Source organism: Corynebacterium sp. KPL2850, assembly GCF_040225855.1.
GTDB lineage: Bacteria > Actinomycetota > Actinomycetes > Mycobacteriales > Mycobacteriaceae > Corynebacterium.
In genome coordinates this window covers 34,233-49,296 of sequence record NZ_JBEHFV010000009.1, presented here as the reverse complement: position 1 = coordinate 49,296, position 15,064 = coordinate 34,233, and the positions used below count along the sequence as shown (strand labels likewise).

Here is a 15,064-nt window from a genome sequence, read left to right as displayed (position 1 = left end):
CGCAGCCATGAATACCGCGACCCTAGTCCTCGGCCTCCAGCGCGAATCCATCCGCGCCCGCTCCGGTGCGGGCATCGTCAGCGTGCTCGCCATCGTGAGCCTGACGCTGGGCTCCGCCGTCGCCTTCCTCGTCGCCGGCGGCACCTGGATGTTCTGGCAGCGCGCCCACCACCCAGAAGACGCCGTGCCCGCCCTGCGCGCCGCTGCCGGCGACACCCCGGAAGATTACTTCCTGCCCTGGTTTGTCCTCGCGCTCATGGCCTGCGCCTTCATCGTTCCCGCACTCTTCAACCTGACCGCACAGGCCGCCGTCCTCGGCGCCTCCGGCAGGGAACAGCGCCTGTCTACCCTCCGCCTGCTGGGCCTAAGCTCCCACCAGGTCGAGCGCATGGCCGCGGTGGAGACCGGCATCCAAGCGCTTATCGGCATCGTGCTGGGCTGGCTCATCAGCGTACTTATCGCCCCCGTCTTCACGCACGTGAAATTCCAAGACCGCCCCGTTGCCTTCGAGGAAATCATCCTGCCCTGGTGGGGATACCTCGCGGTGGCCGCAGTCCTCTTCCTCCTCGCCCTCGCCGCGGCGCTTGCCGGCATGCGGCGTGTGCGCGTTAGCCCTCTCGGCGTGGCTAAACGCCAGATGCCCGCCGCTTTCCGATGGTGGCGCCTCATCGCCTTCCTCCTCATCGTCGCCATCGGCGGTGCCCTGCTCAAAGGCCAATCCGGCCCGCCCGAAATCTCCGTGGCCGTCGTACTCTTCGCGGTGGTCATGAGTATCAACCTGGTCGCGCCCTACCTTTTGCAAATAGGTGCGCGCCTTTTGGCTTTGCTCCCCGGCACCGCACACCTCGTGGCCTGCCAGCGCGTGGGCGCCAACGCCCGCCGCGCCTGGCGGCAAAGCGCGACAATCGGCTTCTTCGGTTTCCTCGCCGGCTTCCTCATGGGCGCGCCCATGGGCACCGATGCATTGACTACGGCGATCAAGGAAGAACAAGAAACGGGCATCATGTTCCGGGACGTCTCCACCGGCGTCATCCTGACCTTGCTCTTCGGCTTCGCGCTGACCAGCATGTCCATCTTCCTCGGCCAAGTATCGTCCGCCTTCGAGGACAAGGAACTCATCCGCTCCCTCGACCTGATGGGCGTGCCGCGCCGCTTCCAATTCCGCACGAACACCCTCGCTGTGATGGGGCCTATCGTCGCGCTCAGCGTCTTCGGCTTCCTCTTCGGTGGCAGCATCGCGGCGCTGATGTTCTTTAGCGCTCTCGAGGGCGAAGATATTGACCTCGCCGGGCGGTTCCTGATGTCCTTCGGTTTCCTCGCCCTGGGTTGGGCGGTAACCTTCCTCGCCATCGCGCTCGTCGAGCCCCTGCGCGGCCACGTTCTCCACAGCAGCCGCCGCAAGGAATAGGCGTTTCCTCGGGCGCGCCGGGCTGTGGTTCTGGGGTTTGGGCCTTGGCCCTGGCCCAGACTCTGGCCCGGCTGACCCGCCTCCTGGCCCGGCTGCGCCTGTTCTGAGCTTTGCGCTGGTCAGCTGTCTCGCCAGCCTTTGTTTCGCCGCTGCGCGACTGTTGCGCTGGGCCTTGCTCTAGCCCCGCGCGCCTTCATGCCGCCACAAGCGGTGCCACTGCCAGGGAGGACGCGCAAAGGGCCGCTTATTCTTGGCGGTGGCCTTTACCTGCTGCACCACGAAATCCGGGTAGTGGTCAATCGTCGTCGCGGTGAAGTGGAGGGGCTTCCAGCCGCGATGCACGGCATCGTTAAGCTTGTGCCGGTCCAACTCAAACTGGCGGCGGTTTTCTCCCCGGTGGTAGGCGTAGCCATCGACCTCGATGGCAATCTTGTGCTCCTTAATCACCAGATCCCAGTGGTAGGGGCCTATTTTTATATTGTTCTGGACCGCGAAATGCGGCGCGAGGGCGCGCGTTAACTGGCGTTCCGGCACGCTATCCGTGCCGATGATCGCCCTGTCCAAGGCGCGCTTTACCGGCCGCGGAAACCGCTGGTAATCCAGCTTATTCAGCTCCAGGCGGCTGACCCCGTCCTTGCCGGAATAAAAGTCCTCGAGGAAGGCGACCGCATCATCCTCCGGCATCGCCTCGACCGCCTGCAGTGGATTGCACACGGTGACGCCGTCCCAGGTCAACGCGCCCTTCGGCCGGGCGCGGCGCGAAGTGAAGTACTTACTCGACGGCAGCGATGAGCTGCGCAGGAACTCCAGCGGAAAGCGCAGCGGCTTCTCCACGTGCTTGAGCGCGGCCGAGTAGCCATCCAGCGCGCAATCCGGCCATTCCTCGCTCATGATGCGCGCCAGTTGGTTCGGCGTCGGCTCCTCTGACAAGCAGAAGCCGTTGGCGATCCGGACGGCACCGTGGCGTACCGCTTGCTGAGCGGCACTTTTCCCCCGAAAAATTTCCATTCGTATCCCTCGATCCCCCAAAACGAAGGTTGTGTGGCGCGGTTGGGTGCTTGGTTAGCGCGGCTGGGTGCTTGTTGATGCGTTCTTGAAGCGTTCTTGATGCGTTTTAACAAATAGTGGCCTAAACCCCGCGGTTTCCGCGGCCTATTTGTCAAAACGCATCAGCTGGGCCTCAAAACAGACTTCATGGCCCTAAAATGCCGAGCTCGGCCCCTGCAAACGCACGGGCCCAGCCCTAAAGCGGCAGCCCCCGCAAGTCCCGAAGCCTACTTCAGGCGAGCCTTGGCCTCTTCCAGAATCTTCTCGGCCTCGGCCTTATCGCCCCAGCCGGAACCGGAAACTTCCTTGTTGGGCTCGAGGTCCTTGTAGTGGACGAAGAAGTGCTCGATTTCGTCCTTGATGTGCTGTTCCACATCGTCGATGTCCTGGTAGCGCTCCCAACGCGGGTCATCGATGACGGCGAGCAGCTTGTCGTCGCCGCCGGCCTCATCGGTCATCTTGAACACGCCGACGATGCGGGCTTCAACGATCACGCCGGGGAAAACGGGCTCAGGGAGGATGACGAGGGCATCGAGGGGATCGCCGTCTTCGCCAAGCGTGTGGTCGATGAAGCCGTAGTCGGCGGGGTAGGCCATTGGGGTGAACAGGTAGCGGTCCAGGTAGACCTTGCCGGACTCGTGGTCCACCTCGTACTTATTGCGGGAGCCCTTTGGGATTTCAATGGTTACTTCAACGCTCACAGTGGTGTCCTCCATGTGGGATTGGGTATTAATTACTGTCAATAGTCTAGCGCGTCGCCCATCCGCGCTAGGGTTAGTGGCGATGAAAGCAAAGAAGGTTTGGTGGTCAGTAACCGCGCTGGTGGTCACGGCGGCGGTCGGGGGCACGGCTGCGCTGGGGGTTACCATCCAGCGCGAGTACGGCGATCTTTCGCATGGCGAGGCCGAAACGGTCCAGGCTCCGGAAAATCCCCTGCAGCCGGCTAAGGCGCAGGACGTGGATTTTGCGGCGCTCAGCGCGAAGCTCGATGAGCTGGGCAAGAGCGAGGATTTGGCCAACTTTGGCGGGCAGGTCATCGATAGTGAGACCGGCTCGGTGGTGTGGGAGCGCGATGCGGATAAGGCGCTGACCCCGGCTTCGTCGACGAAGGTGCTGACCACCGCCGCGGCAACACTAGCCCTGGATGAGTCCAAGCGCATTACCACCAAGGTCTACCGCGGCAAGGACCCGAACAATGTGGTGGTCAAGGCGGCTGGCGATGTCTGGATGACCAACGAGCAGCTCGATGACCTAGCGGACCAGATTGAAAAGACCGGCACCCAGGTGGCGGGCGTGTACATCGATACCTCCGCGTGGGCGGGCGAGCCGCAGGCGCCGGGCTGGGATCCGGAGAACGTGGATGAGGGCTTCGTCGCGCCCATGGAGCCGGCCATGCTGTATGGCGGTCGCATCGGCGCTACGGAGGGCGATGTGCCGCGCAGCCACACCCCGGCCCTCGACGTCGCGGGAGAGCTGGCCAAGCGCTTGGGCACGGATAAATTCGCCGCGGGCACGATGGCTGACGGTGCGGAGGAGCTGGCCAGCGTCGAATCGGCGCCCCTGAGCGAGCGCGCGCTGGAGATGGTGCGGCATTCCGATAACGTCATGGCGGAGGCCATTGCCCGCGAGCTTGCCGATGCCCGCGGCAAACAGCCCAGCTTCCAGGTCGACACCCAAGCCACGCTGGATGTGCTGCGCGAGCACGGGTTCGACGTCAGCGGCGTGGATATCAAGGACAACTCGGGCCTTTCGGTAGATAACCGGTTGAGCGCGAGCGTGTTGGCGGAGATTGTCAACGGCGCGGTCGAGGAACCGCAGTTGCGCCCCTTGGCGGCGTATTTGCCGGTCGCAGGTGGCGACGGCACGCTGCACGAGCGCTACGGGGAGTCTGCGGCGCGGGGGTTTGTCCGTGCAAAGACCGGCACCTTGACGGGTGTTTCCGCGCTGGCGGGCACCGCGCAAGGCCAATCCGGGCGCGTATATTCCTTTGCCTTCTTGGTCAATGATGGCGAGATTATGGCGGCGCGCGCTGCCCAAGATGACCTCGCCGCGGCGCTGCACGAGTTTTAAATGAGCCCAGAGCCTGGAGTAACGCCATTTTGGCCGCGGGTCTCGCCGCATTTTTTGGCCTGCCGGCGCGCGGTCCACGCGGCGAAGATGGATCACACCGTGGCGGTAGGGCTATCCGGCGGCGCCGATTCTCTGGCGCTGTGCGCGGCGATGATAGCTGAGGGTCATGACGTGATCGCGCTGTGCGTCGACCACGGCTTACAAGACGGTTCGCGTGAGCAGGGCGAAAGGGCCGCTCGGCAAGCAGAAAGCTTGGGTGCGCGGGCGCGGGTGCTCGCAGTTCGGGTATCGGAGGAAGCGGGGAATTCGCTGGAAGCGGCGGCTCGGCAAGCGCGCTACCAAGCGATGTCCGCGGCCGTGTGCGAGGGGTGCGAGAGCCGCGAGAACGCAGCCTCGCGCCGGGCTGAGCCGCGCGAACGAGACGCGGGGCCTGGGGAGGAAGCTGCGCGCGGGAAAGCCCCGCGCGAAGACGGAGCTTCGCGCAGAGGAGAAAGGGCGCTGGAGATTGCCGTGGCGCATACGGCCGATGACCAGGCGGAAACGCTCCTCCTTGGTGCCCTGCGCGGCCGCGTGGCCGGCATGCCGGAGCGAGCAGTGGTGGAAGGCGCGCGGGTGGTGCGGCCTTTCCTGCAGGTGCGCCGTGCCGATACGGAGGGCGCGTGTGCGGAGCTGGGGCTTGAGGTGTGGCAGGACCCGCAGAACGCGGATACGGATTTTCGGCGGGTAGCGCTGCGCCGGGAGATTATCCCGGAGCTATCGCGGGTCATCGGCGGTGATTCGGTACCGGCGCTGGCGCAGGCGGCGATGGATACCGCGCGCGATGAAGAATACCTCGCCACGGCGGCCACCGCGGACTGTGCGGAATTGGCCGCGCTGCCGGAGCCGCGACGCCGGCGCGCTATTGCGGCCTGGCTCATCGAGCGGGGAGTGAAGGTAACGAGGGAGGGGGTTGGGGGCATCGGCAAGCTGTGTACCAACTGGCACGGACAAGGGCCGGTGGCTGTGAGTTCGGCGCGGCAGGCGGGGCAGAGGTTGGAAGTAGCACGTATAGGTGGCAAACTGGCACTATTGTCTGGTCATTAAAGGAGCGCACACGTGCACGACAAGAAAGACTTCGCCGTCCCCGCAAACCGCTACGGTGACGATGTAGAAGCAATCCTCATCACGGAAGAGGAAATTAAAGACCGCGTCCAGCAGCTGGCGGATGCGGTATCTGAGAAATATGCAGACGCCGAGCAGGACCTGCTTTTGGTCTGCGTATTAAAGGGTGCGGCCTTTTTCCTGACGGACTTCGCGCGCAAGCTATCCATCCCCTCGGAGCTGGAGTTTATGGCCGTCTCCTCGTACGGCGCCTCCACGTCTTCTTCTGGGGTGGTGCGCATCTTGAAGGACTTGGACCGTGATATCGCCGGGCGCGATGTGGTCATCGTGGAAGACATCATCGACTCGGGCCTGACGCTATCCTGGCTCATTCGCAACCTGCGGGGGCGCAACCCGAAGTCGCTCAACGTGGTGACCTTGTTGCGCAAGCCGGAAGTGGTAAAAGCGCAGATCGATCTGCTCGATGTGGGCTTTGATATCCCCAATGAATTCGTCATTGGCTATGGCCTTGACTACGCGGAACGCTACCGCGACCTGCCTTTTGTGGGCACCCTTCACCCTGATGTCTATACCACCAACTAAAATCGCGCAGTAATGAAAAACAATAAACTCCTTCGCTACGGCGGCATTGCGGCGCTGATCCTCGTAGCGCTGTATGCCTTTACGTTCTTTAGCAACGAGACCCGCGGATACGTGGACACGGATACGTCCGTGGCCCTGAAACAGCTGCAGGATAAAAACGTTGACGAGGTAGAAATTGATGACCGCGAGCAGCGCCTGCGCATCAAGCTCAAGGATGAAATCACGGTAGAAGAGCGCGAGGGCGTACAAGAGATCGTGTCTCAGTACCCCGCGCGCGCCTCCGAGCAGGTCTTTGATGCGGTCAAGGATTCGGGTGCGGAGAAGTATCAGACCAACGTCACCCAGGATTCGTTCTTGGGCTCCATGCTCAGCTTCCTGCTGCCGATGGTCATCCTCTTCGCCCTGCTGTTCTGGCTCATGTCCCGCATGCAGCAGGGTGCAGGCGGCATGTTCGGCATCGGCAGCTCCAAGGCCAAGGAGCTGACCAAGGATATGCCGACCAATACCTTCGAGGATGTTGCCGGCGCCGATGAGGCCGTGGATGAGCTGCAGGAAATCAAGGACTTCCTTGATGATCCTTCCCGTTATTACGAGCTCGGCGCGAAGATTCCGCGTGGCGTGCTGCTTTATGGCCCTCCGGGTACCGGTAAGACCCTGTTGGCCCGCGCCGTTGCGGGCGAGGCCGGCGTGCCTTTTTATTCCATCTCCGGTTCGGACTTCGTGGAGATGTTCGTCGGTGTCGGTGCCTCCCGCGTGCGTGACCTGTTCAAACAGGCCAAAGAGCACAGCCCGTGCATCATCTTCGTGGACGAGATCGACGCCGTGGGGCGCCAGCGCGGATCCGGTACCGGCGGCGGGCACGATGAGCGCGAGCAGACCCTGAACCAGCTGCTGGTGGAGATGGACGGCTTTGGCGATCGCGAGGGCGTTATCCTCATCGCGGCCACCAACCGCCCAGATATTTTGGACCCCGCATTGCTGCGCCCGGGCCGTTTCGACCGCCAGATTCCGGTCACCAACCCGGATCTGGCCGGCCGTGAGCAGATCCTGCGCGTCCACGCCAAGGACAAGCCTTTGGCGGAAGAGGTCGATGTGGCGCAGCTGGCCAAGCGCACCGCCGGCATGTCCGGTGCGGACCTTGCCAATGTGCTTAACGAGGCCGCGCTTCTCACCGCCCGCATCGGCGGCAACGTCATTACCTATGACGCGTTGGAAGAAGCCACCGACCGCGTGGTGGGCGGTCCACGGCGCCAAGGCAAGATCATCTCCGAGCACGAGAAGAAGGTCACCGCCTACCACGAGGGTGGCCACACCCTGTCCGCGTGGGCGCTCAAGGATATCGAGCGCGTGTACAAGGTCACCATCCTGGCCCGCGGCCGCACTGGTGGCCACGCCATGACCTCGCAGGAAGACGACAAGGGCATGTACACCCGCGACGAGCTGTTTTCCCGCTTGGTCTTTGCCATGGGTGGCCGCGCCGCCGAGGAATTGGTCTTCGGCGCTCCCACCACGGGTGCGTCCTCCGATATCGAGAACGCCACCAAGATCGCCCGCGCGATGCTGACGGAATACGGCTTTTCTCCTGACCTGGGCACCGTCAAGTACGGCCAGGAGCAGGGCGATCCGTTCAGCCAGATGGGCGGGGGTGGCGGCTCCATCGATTACTCGGATGACCTTGCCTCCAAGATCGATGAGCAGATGCGCTACCTCCTCGAGCGCGCGCACGAGCAGGCCTACGACATCCTGCGCACCAACCGCGAGTTCCTGGACAAGCTGGCCGAGGCCCTCCTGGAGAAGGAGACCCTGCGCCGACCGGACCTGGAGAGCATCTTCGACGGCATTGAGCCGCGCGATGCCTATGATGTCTTCCCCGGCGAAGACGATCGCTTCCCGCGCCAGATTGGTTACGCGCCGGTCAAGACCCCGGTTGAGCTGGCCAAGGAGCGCGGCGAGGAACTTCCTAAACGCATGACGCTTCTCGATGCCTCCCGGGCAGCCCGCGAGCGCCGCCTCGCCGGCGAAGAGATCAAGGGCGAGGTTGGCTTTAACTTCGGCCAGCACGCCGGCGACTACGTGAACCCCGAAATGGTGCGTGAGCTGCACGGCGGTGGCAGCAGCCACCGCGAAGACCGAACTGACCAGAGCGGCCGCAGCGATGGACGCAGCGGTCGAAACGACCAGAACGACCGCGCGGACCAGAGCGACCGCGGCGACCGCGCCGACCAGAGCGACCACGGCAGCAGCGACGGTGGGGAAGCGCGATCGGATTCGGCATCGGAAAGCAGGGGCAAGCACCACAAGCCAGAGGGAGAAACCAGCCAATGGTTCACCCCAGGCTGGAATGAGTCTTCCCGCCGCGATAACCCCTACGCGCGCGATGCGGAAAAACCGCGCGATGATAAAGAGTAAGAAGTACGTGCATGTCTGAAAATCACACTGATAACCAGCAGGTGCCCGCCCGCGCACCGTATGACCAGAAGCGGGCGGAGGCGGCCGTCCGCGAGCTACTCTTTGCCGTGGGCGAGGACCCTGATCGCGAAGGACTGCGCGAAACCCCGGCCCGTGTGGCCCGCGCTTACCGTGAGGTCTTCGCCGGCCTGCACGAGGACCCGACGGAGGTGCTGCACAAGACCTTCGCCGAGGACCACCAGGAACTGGTCTTGGTGCGCGATATTCCTATCTATTCCACCTGCGAGCACCACCTCGTGCCGTTTTATGGGGTGGCGCATATTGGCTATATCCCCGGCAAGGACGGTCACGTCACCGGGCTGAGCAAGCTGGCGCGCCTGGCGGATATGTACGCCAAGCGTCCGCAGGTCCAGGAACGCCTGACCCAGCAGATTGCCGATGCACTCGTGGATGTCCTCGAGGCCCAATCCGTCATCGTGGTCATCGAGTGTGAGCACCTGTGCATGGCCATGCGGGGCATCCGCAAGCCGGGCGCGACCACAACGACTTCCGCGGTGCGCGGCGGGTTTAAAAATAACGCCGCGTCCCGCGCGGAAGTGCTCAGCTTCATTCGTACGTAGCGCGTACGCAGTCGAGTTTGTCGAGCGAAAAGGAGAACGCAGTGCACCCGGCTTCCTCAGTTGGAGAATTGACCATCCCGAAACGCACGCTCGTCATGGGCATCGTGAATGTTACGAAGGATTCCTTTTCCGATGGCGGGCGGTGGCTCGACTTCGACGCCGCCACCACTCATGCCCGTGAGCTGGTGGAACAGGGTGCGGACATGATCGATGTGGGCGGCGAATCCACCCGCCCGGGTGCGGTGCGCGTGGAGGCGCAGGAAGAGGCCGACCGCGTGGTCCCGGTCATCCAGGCGCTGCACGAGCAGGGCATTCGCACCTCGGTGGATACGATGCGCGCCTCGGTTGCCGCCGCGGCGGCTGCGGCCGGGGTGGACATGATTAACGATGTCTCCGGCGGCCTCGCCGATCCTGAAATGTATGCCGCCATGGCTGATGCCGGCGTGCCCGTCTGCCTCATGCACTGGCGCACGCTGCAGGAAGGCGCGTTCGGATCCGCGGCGGGCACGGCCGATCACGGCGGCGACGTGGTCCGCGACGTGCACGAGACCCTCGCCCAGCTGAGCCAAAACGCCCTGGATGCAGGCGTGAAAAAGGACAATATCGTGCTGGACCCGGGCCTCGGCTTTGCCAAGAGCCCGCAGGATAACTGGGCGCTGCTTAAGGCCCTGCCCGAGTTCCTGGACGGCGAGTTCCCCATCCTGGTGGGCGCCTCGCGCAAGCGTTTCCTCGCCGCTATCCGGGAAGACCGCGGGGTAGAGGCGAGCCCTTTGCTTGCTGATCCCGCCACCGCCGCCGTGACCGCCATTTCCGCCCAGATGGGCGCGTGGGGCGTGCGCGTGCACGAGGTGGGCGTATCCCGCGATGCCGTCGACGTGGCCGCCGCGTGGAACGCCGGCGAGTCCTATGTCGGCGGCGCCAATGCCACCGGCAGCTACCGCAATGCCGCCACCGGCACGGGCACAGTGACCTCTACCGCGATGGGTACGGAAAGGAATTAACCATGGCAGATCGCATCGAATTAACCGGCCTGGAGTGCTTTGGCTACCACGGCGTCTTTGATGAGGAAAAGCGCACCGGCCAGCCCTTCATCGTCGATATCACCTGCTGGTCCGAGTTTGCCGAGACCGCAGCTCACGATGATCTGACCAAGACCATCAATTACGCAGAGCTTGCCGATGTCACCGCCAGCATCGTCGAAGGCCCCTCCCGCGACCTCATTGAGACCGTCGCCAGCGAGGTGGCCGATACCATCATGGAATCCTTCGCCGACCTGCACGCGGTGGAAGTGACCGTGCACAAGCCCAAGGCGCCGATCCCGCGCACTTTTGCCGATGTCGCCGTCGTCGCCCGCCGCTCCCGCAAGCACGCGCGCACCGGAGCCCCACGGTCCGCCTCGCAGGCAGGCACTTCGCAGGCCGAGGCACAGCGAGCCGACGCGCAGTGCCCCGGCACGAACCCCGGGAGTATGTAATGCGCGCGGTACTATCCATCGGCTCCAATATGGATGACCGCGTGGAGCTTTTGCGCACGGTATTTACCGAGTTCCGCGAGGACATCGTGGCGGCCTCGCCCGTCTATGCCACCCCGCCGTGGGGAGTAACGGACCAGGATGAATTCTTGAATGCGGTGCTCATCGTGGACGTCGAGGAGAGCCCGCTGGAGCTCTTGCGGCGCGGCCAGAAGCTGGAAGAGGCGGCTGAGCGCGTGCGCGTGCGCCACTGGGGCCCGCGCACCCTGGACGTGGACATCGTCGATATCGAGGGCTATAGCTCCTCCGATGCGGAACTTATCGTTCCGCATCCCTATGCCCACGAGCGCGCATTCGTGCTTATACCCTGGTTGGCCGCCGATGCGGCTGCTAAGTTGAAGGGACAGGATGTCTCCGCGCTGGTTGCCGCGTTGGACCCGCAGGAAACCGTCAATATCCACCGCTTGGGCCTGATGGAGGAGTTATGAAACGAACCTCGCTCGGTGCGCTTATCGGTGTTGGGATATTCATGGCAGCCGCGGCGGCCATCCTCACCACGCGCTTTTATGGCTCCATGATGTCCATCCCGGTCACGGTATCTGCCACGCTATGGCTCATGGTGGTGGTGTGCTTGGGGCTTACCTGGAAGGTGGATAAGGCCACCGATGAGGACCACGGCATCGGGCTAGATAATTCGCAGCTTAATCCCATGACCATCGCGCAGTTCATGCTGGTGGGTAAGGCTTCGGCGTGGACGGGCGCGATCGTCGGTGGGCTCTATGCAGGGGTGGCGGTGTATGTCATCCCGAATGCGGGCACCCTTGTCGCGGCTTCCGATGATCTGGTGGGAGTGCTTGCATCCGCGATTGGCGGCATCGCCATGTCTGCGGCTGGCCTGCGATTGGAGCGACACTGTGAGACCCCGCCGCCACCGGACGGGCTTCAAGCGGTACATTAGGGAACATGACTCAGCCGCGCTCTTCTTCCAAAAACTCGTCGTCCTCGCCGGATTGGGGACAAATTGGGATTATCGCCCTCGTCATCTTGGCCGTTATCGCCAGCATCGTCATGCTCATTTCCGGCTCCGCAGCGGCGCTCAAGATTGCGCTGATTGCCGCCCTGTGGGCCGCAGTGGTGGGCTTTTTCTTGGTGATGCGCTACCGCCGCCAGGCCGAGGAATCCGTGACCAAGCTGGAGCTGCAGGAGCGCGCCCACCGCGCGGAGCTCAAGCAGGCCCGCGCAGCCGAAGGCAAGGAGCTGCCGGATCAGCAAATCCTCGATGAGATCCGCACCGAGCTGGCCTCTATCCGGAAGCAGATCGAGGATTTGTCCGGCCACGATTTCACCTACGAGCCAGCCGCCTTGCACGCGGAGGCGCGCCGCATCATGGAGCTGGAGGCGCAGACCGCCGCGGCGTCCCACCACAGGGAAGAAAACGTCGACTTTGAGCAAACGTCTACCGGCGCGCCGTCTGCCGATGCCATCGCTGGCCGCCTGGGCAATCAACCCTCCGGCGCGCACGCGGACTCTAACCCGCTCAATGACATCATCAGCGAAAACACCCGCGCGCAGCGCAGCTCTTCCCGGACCGATAATGCCGCTAAGCCCGCCCACTCCGAGCAGCTTGCCGATGCCCCCAAGCCCGCCACGTCCAGCGAGGCCGCGGGGGCGAAGGAACCGAAGGACGTTTCCTTCGATACCGGCAGCTTCCAGGCCGTGCGCTGGGATTCGGGTGGGGACTCCAATATCAAGCGCCAAGGCTCTCGGCAGTCGGGCTCTGGCAACGCAGCTCACTCTGGCGCACGAGGTAGCCACCGCAAGCCAGAGGCTGATACCGCAGCCGAGCCCGCTTCCGATGCGGTGACCCAGAACATCCCGCAGCAAACCACAGGCAAGGATGCGCGCGAGGAATACAAGGGCTCGGGACACCACGTGGCCGCCGAGCAGAAGCAATCGGCCTCGCGCCGCCAGCAGCAGACCCGCGGCCGCCGCCGCAGCGATGAACAGCGCGATGGTTCCGTGTCCGTTTCGGAGCTATTGGCACAGATGAAGAAGGATAAATAAATGCGTCCACCGCGCATGCGCGTTGCTCTTTTTGGGCGCAGCCTCGCCGGGATCTCCCTGGCCACTGCCATGGAGCGCGCCGGCCATACCGTGGAGATGCTTGATGATCCGGCCGGGCTCGGCTCCTTCCAGGCACTGATTCTTGCCGTGGGTGAGGCACGGCTGGATGCTGCTGTAGAACTTGTCGAGGACCACGTACACAAGGGGCTTATCGCTTTCCACACGTGCCTGTCCCGAGGCGTGCAAGGCCTTGACCCGCTGGAGACCCACGGCTGCATCGTGGCGGCCGTCGCACCCATGGCGGGCGGGCGCTGGGCAGTATCCACGCTGGATGAGCTGGGCGAAAATATCGCTGACTTCGTAGTGAGCGAATTCCGGGGGCAGGCAGTGCCGCTTTCCGATGCCGAACGTCCCGCCTTCGCCGCCCGCTCCTACTACATAGAAATGCTTAGCCGCCTGCACCTAGCAGCTGCCGTAGAAGCCAATTTCTTTGCCGAGTTTGATGAGATCCCACCGTCTGAATTCGACATCGATTCAGAAGACATCATCGCGGCCTATCGCGGTGCCACGGATCCCGGAATGCGCCGCCACTACTTAGAAACCGCTCGGCGCTTGGGTGAAGTAGAAGATCGCACCGAATTGGAAATGTGGGCCTTGCAGGAGGAATCCCGATGAGCTTGAAGATGGGACAAGCCAGCGTCATCAGCGAGGTCGACCGCATCCGCATGGTGGGTAGCGCGCTGCGTAAGACCGGCCGCCCTGTGGCCTTCGTGCCATTGACCACCGGCGTGCATGCTGGGCATATCGCGCTGGTGCGTGCGGCCCGCCGCATCCGCGGCGTGGTGACTGTCGTGGCGCTCCAAGAACCTCGTGCCGAGGATGTAGATCTCCTGCGCGCCGAGGGCGTGGACGTCATCTGGGATTACACGCCCGACAAACTCTGGCCCAATGGTCGCCGGATTACTATCTCGGCTCGCGGCGTCGCCGTCGAACGCGACGCCGCGAACTCCGCCGCTGCCGAGCAGACGCCTGATGCTGAATCTGCACCTGAAGGCTTAGAGCCCGATCTATCAGGCGAGCTCACCCTCTACCTCACGCTGATGATGGCACTGTCGCCCACCGATGTCCTCATCGGGGAAAAAGACTACGAGCTCCTCTTGGCCATTCACCATGCGGTGCAGGACCTGCACCTCGGGGTTCGCGTGCAGGGCGTACCCGCCGTGCGCATGCCCGATGGCGTGGTGATGAGCCTGCGCAATACCCGCGTGCCCGAAGATAAGAGGGAGGACGTAGCCGCCCTGTCCGCCGCGCTTACCGCCGGGGCACATGCCGCAGAGGCGGGGGCAGACAAGGTTCGCGAGGTTGCCGCAGGTGTCCTAGAAGCCGCCGGCGTTGAACCGGAATACTTAGAGGTGCGCGGCCGCGATCTGGGCGAGCCACCCGCCGAGGGCGATGCCCGCCTGCTCGTTGCGGCCACCATTGGCGGAGTTAGATTAATTGACAACGTTGGCCTGCCGTTGGGGATTGGGTTCACTAATATTGAAGAGCACGAGGCTAAGGCCGAGCTCGAGCGCGAAAAGCAGCGCGAACAAGACCAATCCCCGGAGGACTAATGACCGAAATCCACATCCGCGACCTCGACCCGCGCGATGAGCCCAAGGCGATTGAGTTTGCCATCGAAGGCATGCACCTGCACTGGTTTGTGAAGAACCCGCGCTTCGAGCGCGCCTACGGCCGTTACTTTTGGGATTTAGAGCGGGCCCAGGCCACCGATATTTTGGCCGCCTATGCCGATGATGGGCGTTTCCTCGGCGTGATTCTGGCATCGATTAAAGGCGAACCAGCGCTGCCGTATCCGTGGTGGCGCAAGGCTTATGTCAAGGCCGTGGATCTCTTCAATAGCCTGCGCCCTGGCGGGCACCGCGGTGACTATGATGCCGCGAACGAGGACATGTTGGTCAGCTACCTAGCCGAAAATACCGTGGACGGTGAAATCGGCTTTCTCGTCGCTGACCCGAACTCGGGTGTGAAGGGTGTGGGCACCGCGCTCATTGAGGCCTTTGAGGAGCGCCACCCCGGCAAGGATATTTACCTCTACACCGACGATGGCTGCACCTATCAGTTCTACGATTCCCGCGGTTTTGAGCGGGTGGGGGAGAAGCAAATCTCCATCGATAAGGACCGCGACCTTACCTGCATGCTGTACGTGCGCCACGTGGCGTGAGGCTACCGCGTCACGCCACGCAAACGAGCGCAGCTTCACGCTACGCAAACGAACGGAGCGTCACGCCA

At 63.5% G+C, this 15,064-nt stretch carries 15 protein-coding genes and 1 pseudogene; 14 read left to right on the top strand and 2 right to left on the bottom strand.

Features of this window, described 5'->3' with window-relative positions; translation table 11 throughout:
- The first annotated feature begins 7 nt into the window (after positions 1-7).
- Positions 8-1,408: an FtsX-like permease family protein gene (locus tag ABRP93_RS04680; protein WP_349887089.1), complete on the top strand. Its 1,401-nt coding sequence runs from the start codon at positions 8-10 to the stop codon at positions 1,406-1,408.
- Positions 1,409-1,585: 177 nt separating this feature from the next.
- Here ABRP93_RS04680 and ABRP93_RS04675 read toward each other — a convergent pair whose 3' ends face one another.
- Positions 1,586-2,416, bottom strand: coding sequence for an endonuclease domain-containing protein (locus ABRP93_RS04675; protein WP_284869441.1), 831 nt, complete (start codon positions 2,414-2,416; stop codon positions 1,586-1,588).
- A gap of 266 nt (positions 2,417-2,682) precedes the next feature.
- A complete protein-coding gene (locus ABRP93_RS04670; protein WP_035108560.1) occupies positions 2,683-3,156 on the bottom strand; it encodes an inorganic diphosphatase in 474 nt (157 codons plus the stop codon).
- An 82-nt stretch (positions 3,157-3,238) separates the two neighbouring features.
- Here ABRP93_RS04670 and dacB point away from each other — a divergent pair, with 82 nt between their 5' ends.
- From dacB to ABRP93_RS04605, 13 genes and pseudogenes are all read left to right on the top strand, one after another.
- Positions 3,239-4,525, top strand: a complete 1,287-nt coding sequence (gene dacB / locus ABRP93_RS04665; RefSeq protein WP_349887070.1) for a D-alanyl-D-alanine carboxypeptidase/D-alanyl-D-alanine endopeptidase — start codon at positions 3,239-3,241, stop codon at positions 4,523-4,525.
- Complete coding sequence (locus tag ABRP93_RS04660) at positions 4,526-5,608, top strand: tRNA lysidine(34) synthetase TilS (protein WP_349887068.1); 1,083 nt, start codon at positions 4,526-4,528, stop codon at positions 5,606-5,608.
- A 12-nt stretch (positions 5,609-5,620) separates the two neighbouring features.
- The gene (gene hpt / locus ABRP93_RS04655; protein ID WP_005279498.1) at positions 5,621-6,208 is read left to right on the top strand and encodes a hypoxanthine phosphoribosyltransferase; all 588 of its coding nucleotides are present in this window, start codon (positions 5,621-5,623) and stop codon (positions 6,206-6,208) included.
- A 12-nt stretch (positions 6,209-6,220) separates the two neighbouring features.
- Complete coding sequence (ftsH, locus tag ABRP93_RS04650; protein WP_349887067.1) at positions 6,221-8,617, top strand: ATP-dependent zinc metalloprotease FtsH; 2,397 nt, start codon at positions 6,221-6,223, stop codon at positions 8,615-8,617.
- 11 nt (positions 8,618-8,628) lie between these two features.
- Entirely contained in the window at positions 8,629-9,237 is a 609-nt protein-coding gene (folE, locus tag ABRP93_RS04645) for a GTP cyclohydrolase I FolE (RefSeq protein ID WP_349887065.1), read from the top strand.
- 95 nt (positions 9,238-9,332) lie between these two features.
- Positions 9,333-10,238: a dihydropteroate synthase gene (folP, locus tag ABRP93_RS04640; protein ID WP_051138413.1), complete on the top strand. Its 906-nt coding sequence runs from the start codon at positions 9,333-9,335 to the stop codon at positions 10,236-10,238.
- A gap of 2 nt (positions 10,239-10,240) precedes the next feature.
- Positions 10,241-10,615: pseudogene (folB, locus tag ABRP93_RS04635) on the top strand (dihydroneopterin aldolase); the annotation flags it as partial.
- Positions 10,616-10,710: 95 nt separating this feature from the next.
- Positions 10,711-11,196 carry a 2-amino-4-hydroxy-6-hydroxymethyldihydropteridine diphosphokinase gene (gene folK / locus ABRP93_RS04630; protein WP_349837732.1) on the top strand — a complete coding sequence of 162 codons (486 nt, stop codon included), beginning with the start codon at positions 10,711-10,713 and terminating at the stop codon, positions 11,194-11,196.
- Positions 11,193-11,666, top strand: coding sequence for a DUF3180 domain-containing protein (locus tag ABRP93_RS04625; RefSeq protein ID WP_023023950.1), 474 nt, complete (start codon positions 11,193-11,195; stop codon positions 11,664-11,666). The genes folK and ABRP93_RS04625 overlap by 4 nt, the downstream gene beginning before the upstream one ends.
- 5 nt (positions 11,667-11,671) lie before the next feature.
- Entirely contained in the window at positions 11,672-12,772 is a 1,101-nt protein-coding gene (locus ABRP93_RS04620; protein ID WP_349862478.1) for a DUF6779 domain-containing protein, read from the top strand.
- Positions 12,773-13,447, top strand: coding sequence for a Rossmann-fold NAD(P)-binding domain-containing protein (locus ABRP93_RS04615; RefSeq protein WP_349887064.1), 675 nt, complete (start codon positions 12,773-12,775; stop codon positions 13,445-13,447).
- Positions 13,444-14,385 carry a pantoate--beta-alanine ligase gene (locus tag ABRP93_RS04610; RefSeq protein ID WP_349887063.1) on the top strand — a complete coding sequence of 314 codons (942 nt, stop codon included), beginning with the start codon at positions 13,444-13,446 and terminating at the stop codon, positions 14,383-14,385. The genes ABRP93_RS04615 and ABRP93_RS04610 overlap by 4 nt, the downstream gene beginning before the upstream one ends.
- Positions 14,385-14,996, top strand: a complete 612-nt coding sequence (locus tag ABRP93_RS04605) for a GNAT family N-acetyltransferase (protein WP_239268440.1) — start codon at positions 14,385-14,387, stop codon at positions 14,994-14,996. Before ABRP93_RS04610 ends, ABRP93_RS04605 begins: the two co-directional genes overlap by 1 nt.
- Positions 14,997-15,064: the final 68 nt, after the last annotated feature.

Coding starts and splice junctions, on each gene's coding strand:
- ABRP93_RS04680 (WP_349887089.1), top strand. CDS start 8: ATGAATACCGCGACCCTAGTCCTCGGCCTCCAGCGCGAATCCATCCGC.
- ABRP93_RS04675 (WP_284869441.1), bottom strand. CDS start 2,416: ATGGAAATTTTTCGGGGGAAAAGTGCCGCTCAGCAAGCGGTACGCCAC.
- dacB (WP_349887070.1), top strand. CDS start 3,239: ATGAAAGCAAAGAAGGTTTGGTGGTCAGTAACCGCGCTGGTGGTCACG.
- ABRP93_RS04660 (WP_349887068.1), top strand. CDS start 4,526: ATGAGCCCAGAGCCTGGAGTAACGCCATTTTGGCCGCGGGTCTCGCCG.
- ftsH (WP_349887067.1), top strand. CDS start 6,221: ATGAAAAACAATAAACTCCTTCGCTACGGCGGCATTGCGGCGCTGATC.
- folE (WP_349887065.1), top strand. CDS start 8,629: ATGTCTGAAAATCACACTGATAACCAGCAGGTGCCCGCCCGCGCACCG.
- folP (WP_051138413.1), top strand. CDS start 9,333: ATGGGCATCGTGAATGTTACGAAGGATTCCTTTTCCGATGGCGGGCGG.
- folK (WP_349837732.1), top strand. CDS start 10,711: ATGCGCGCGGTACTATCCATCGGCTCCAATATGGATGACCGCGTGGAG.
- ABRP93_RS04625 (WP_023023950.1), top strand. CDS start 11,193: ATGAAACGAACCTCGCTCGGTGCGCTTATCGGTGTTGGGATATTCATG.
- ABRP93_RS04620 (WP_349862478.1), top strand. CDS start 11,672: ATGACTCAGCCGCGCTCTTCTTCCAAAAACTCGTCGTCCTCGCCGGAT.
- ABRP93_RS04615 (WP_349887064.1), top strand. CDS start 12,773: ATGCGTCCACCGCGCATGCGCGTTGCTCTTTTTGGGCGCAGCCTCGCC.
- ABRP93_RS04610 (WP_349887063.1), top strand. CDS start 13,444: ATGAGCTTGAAGATGGGACAAGCCAGCGTCATCAGCGAGGTCGACCGC.
- ABRP93_RS04605 (WP_239268440.1), top strand. CDS start 14,385: ATGACCGAAATCCACATCCGCGACCTCGACCCGCGCGATGAGCCCAAG.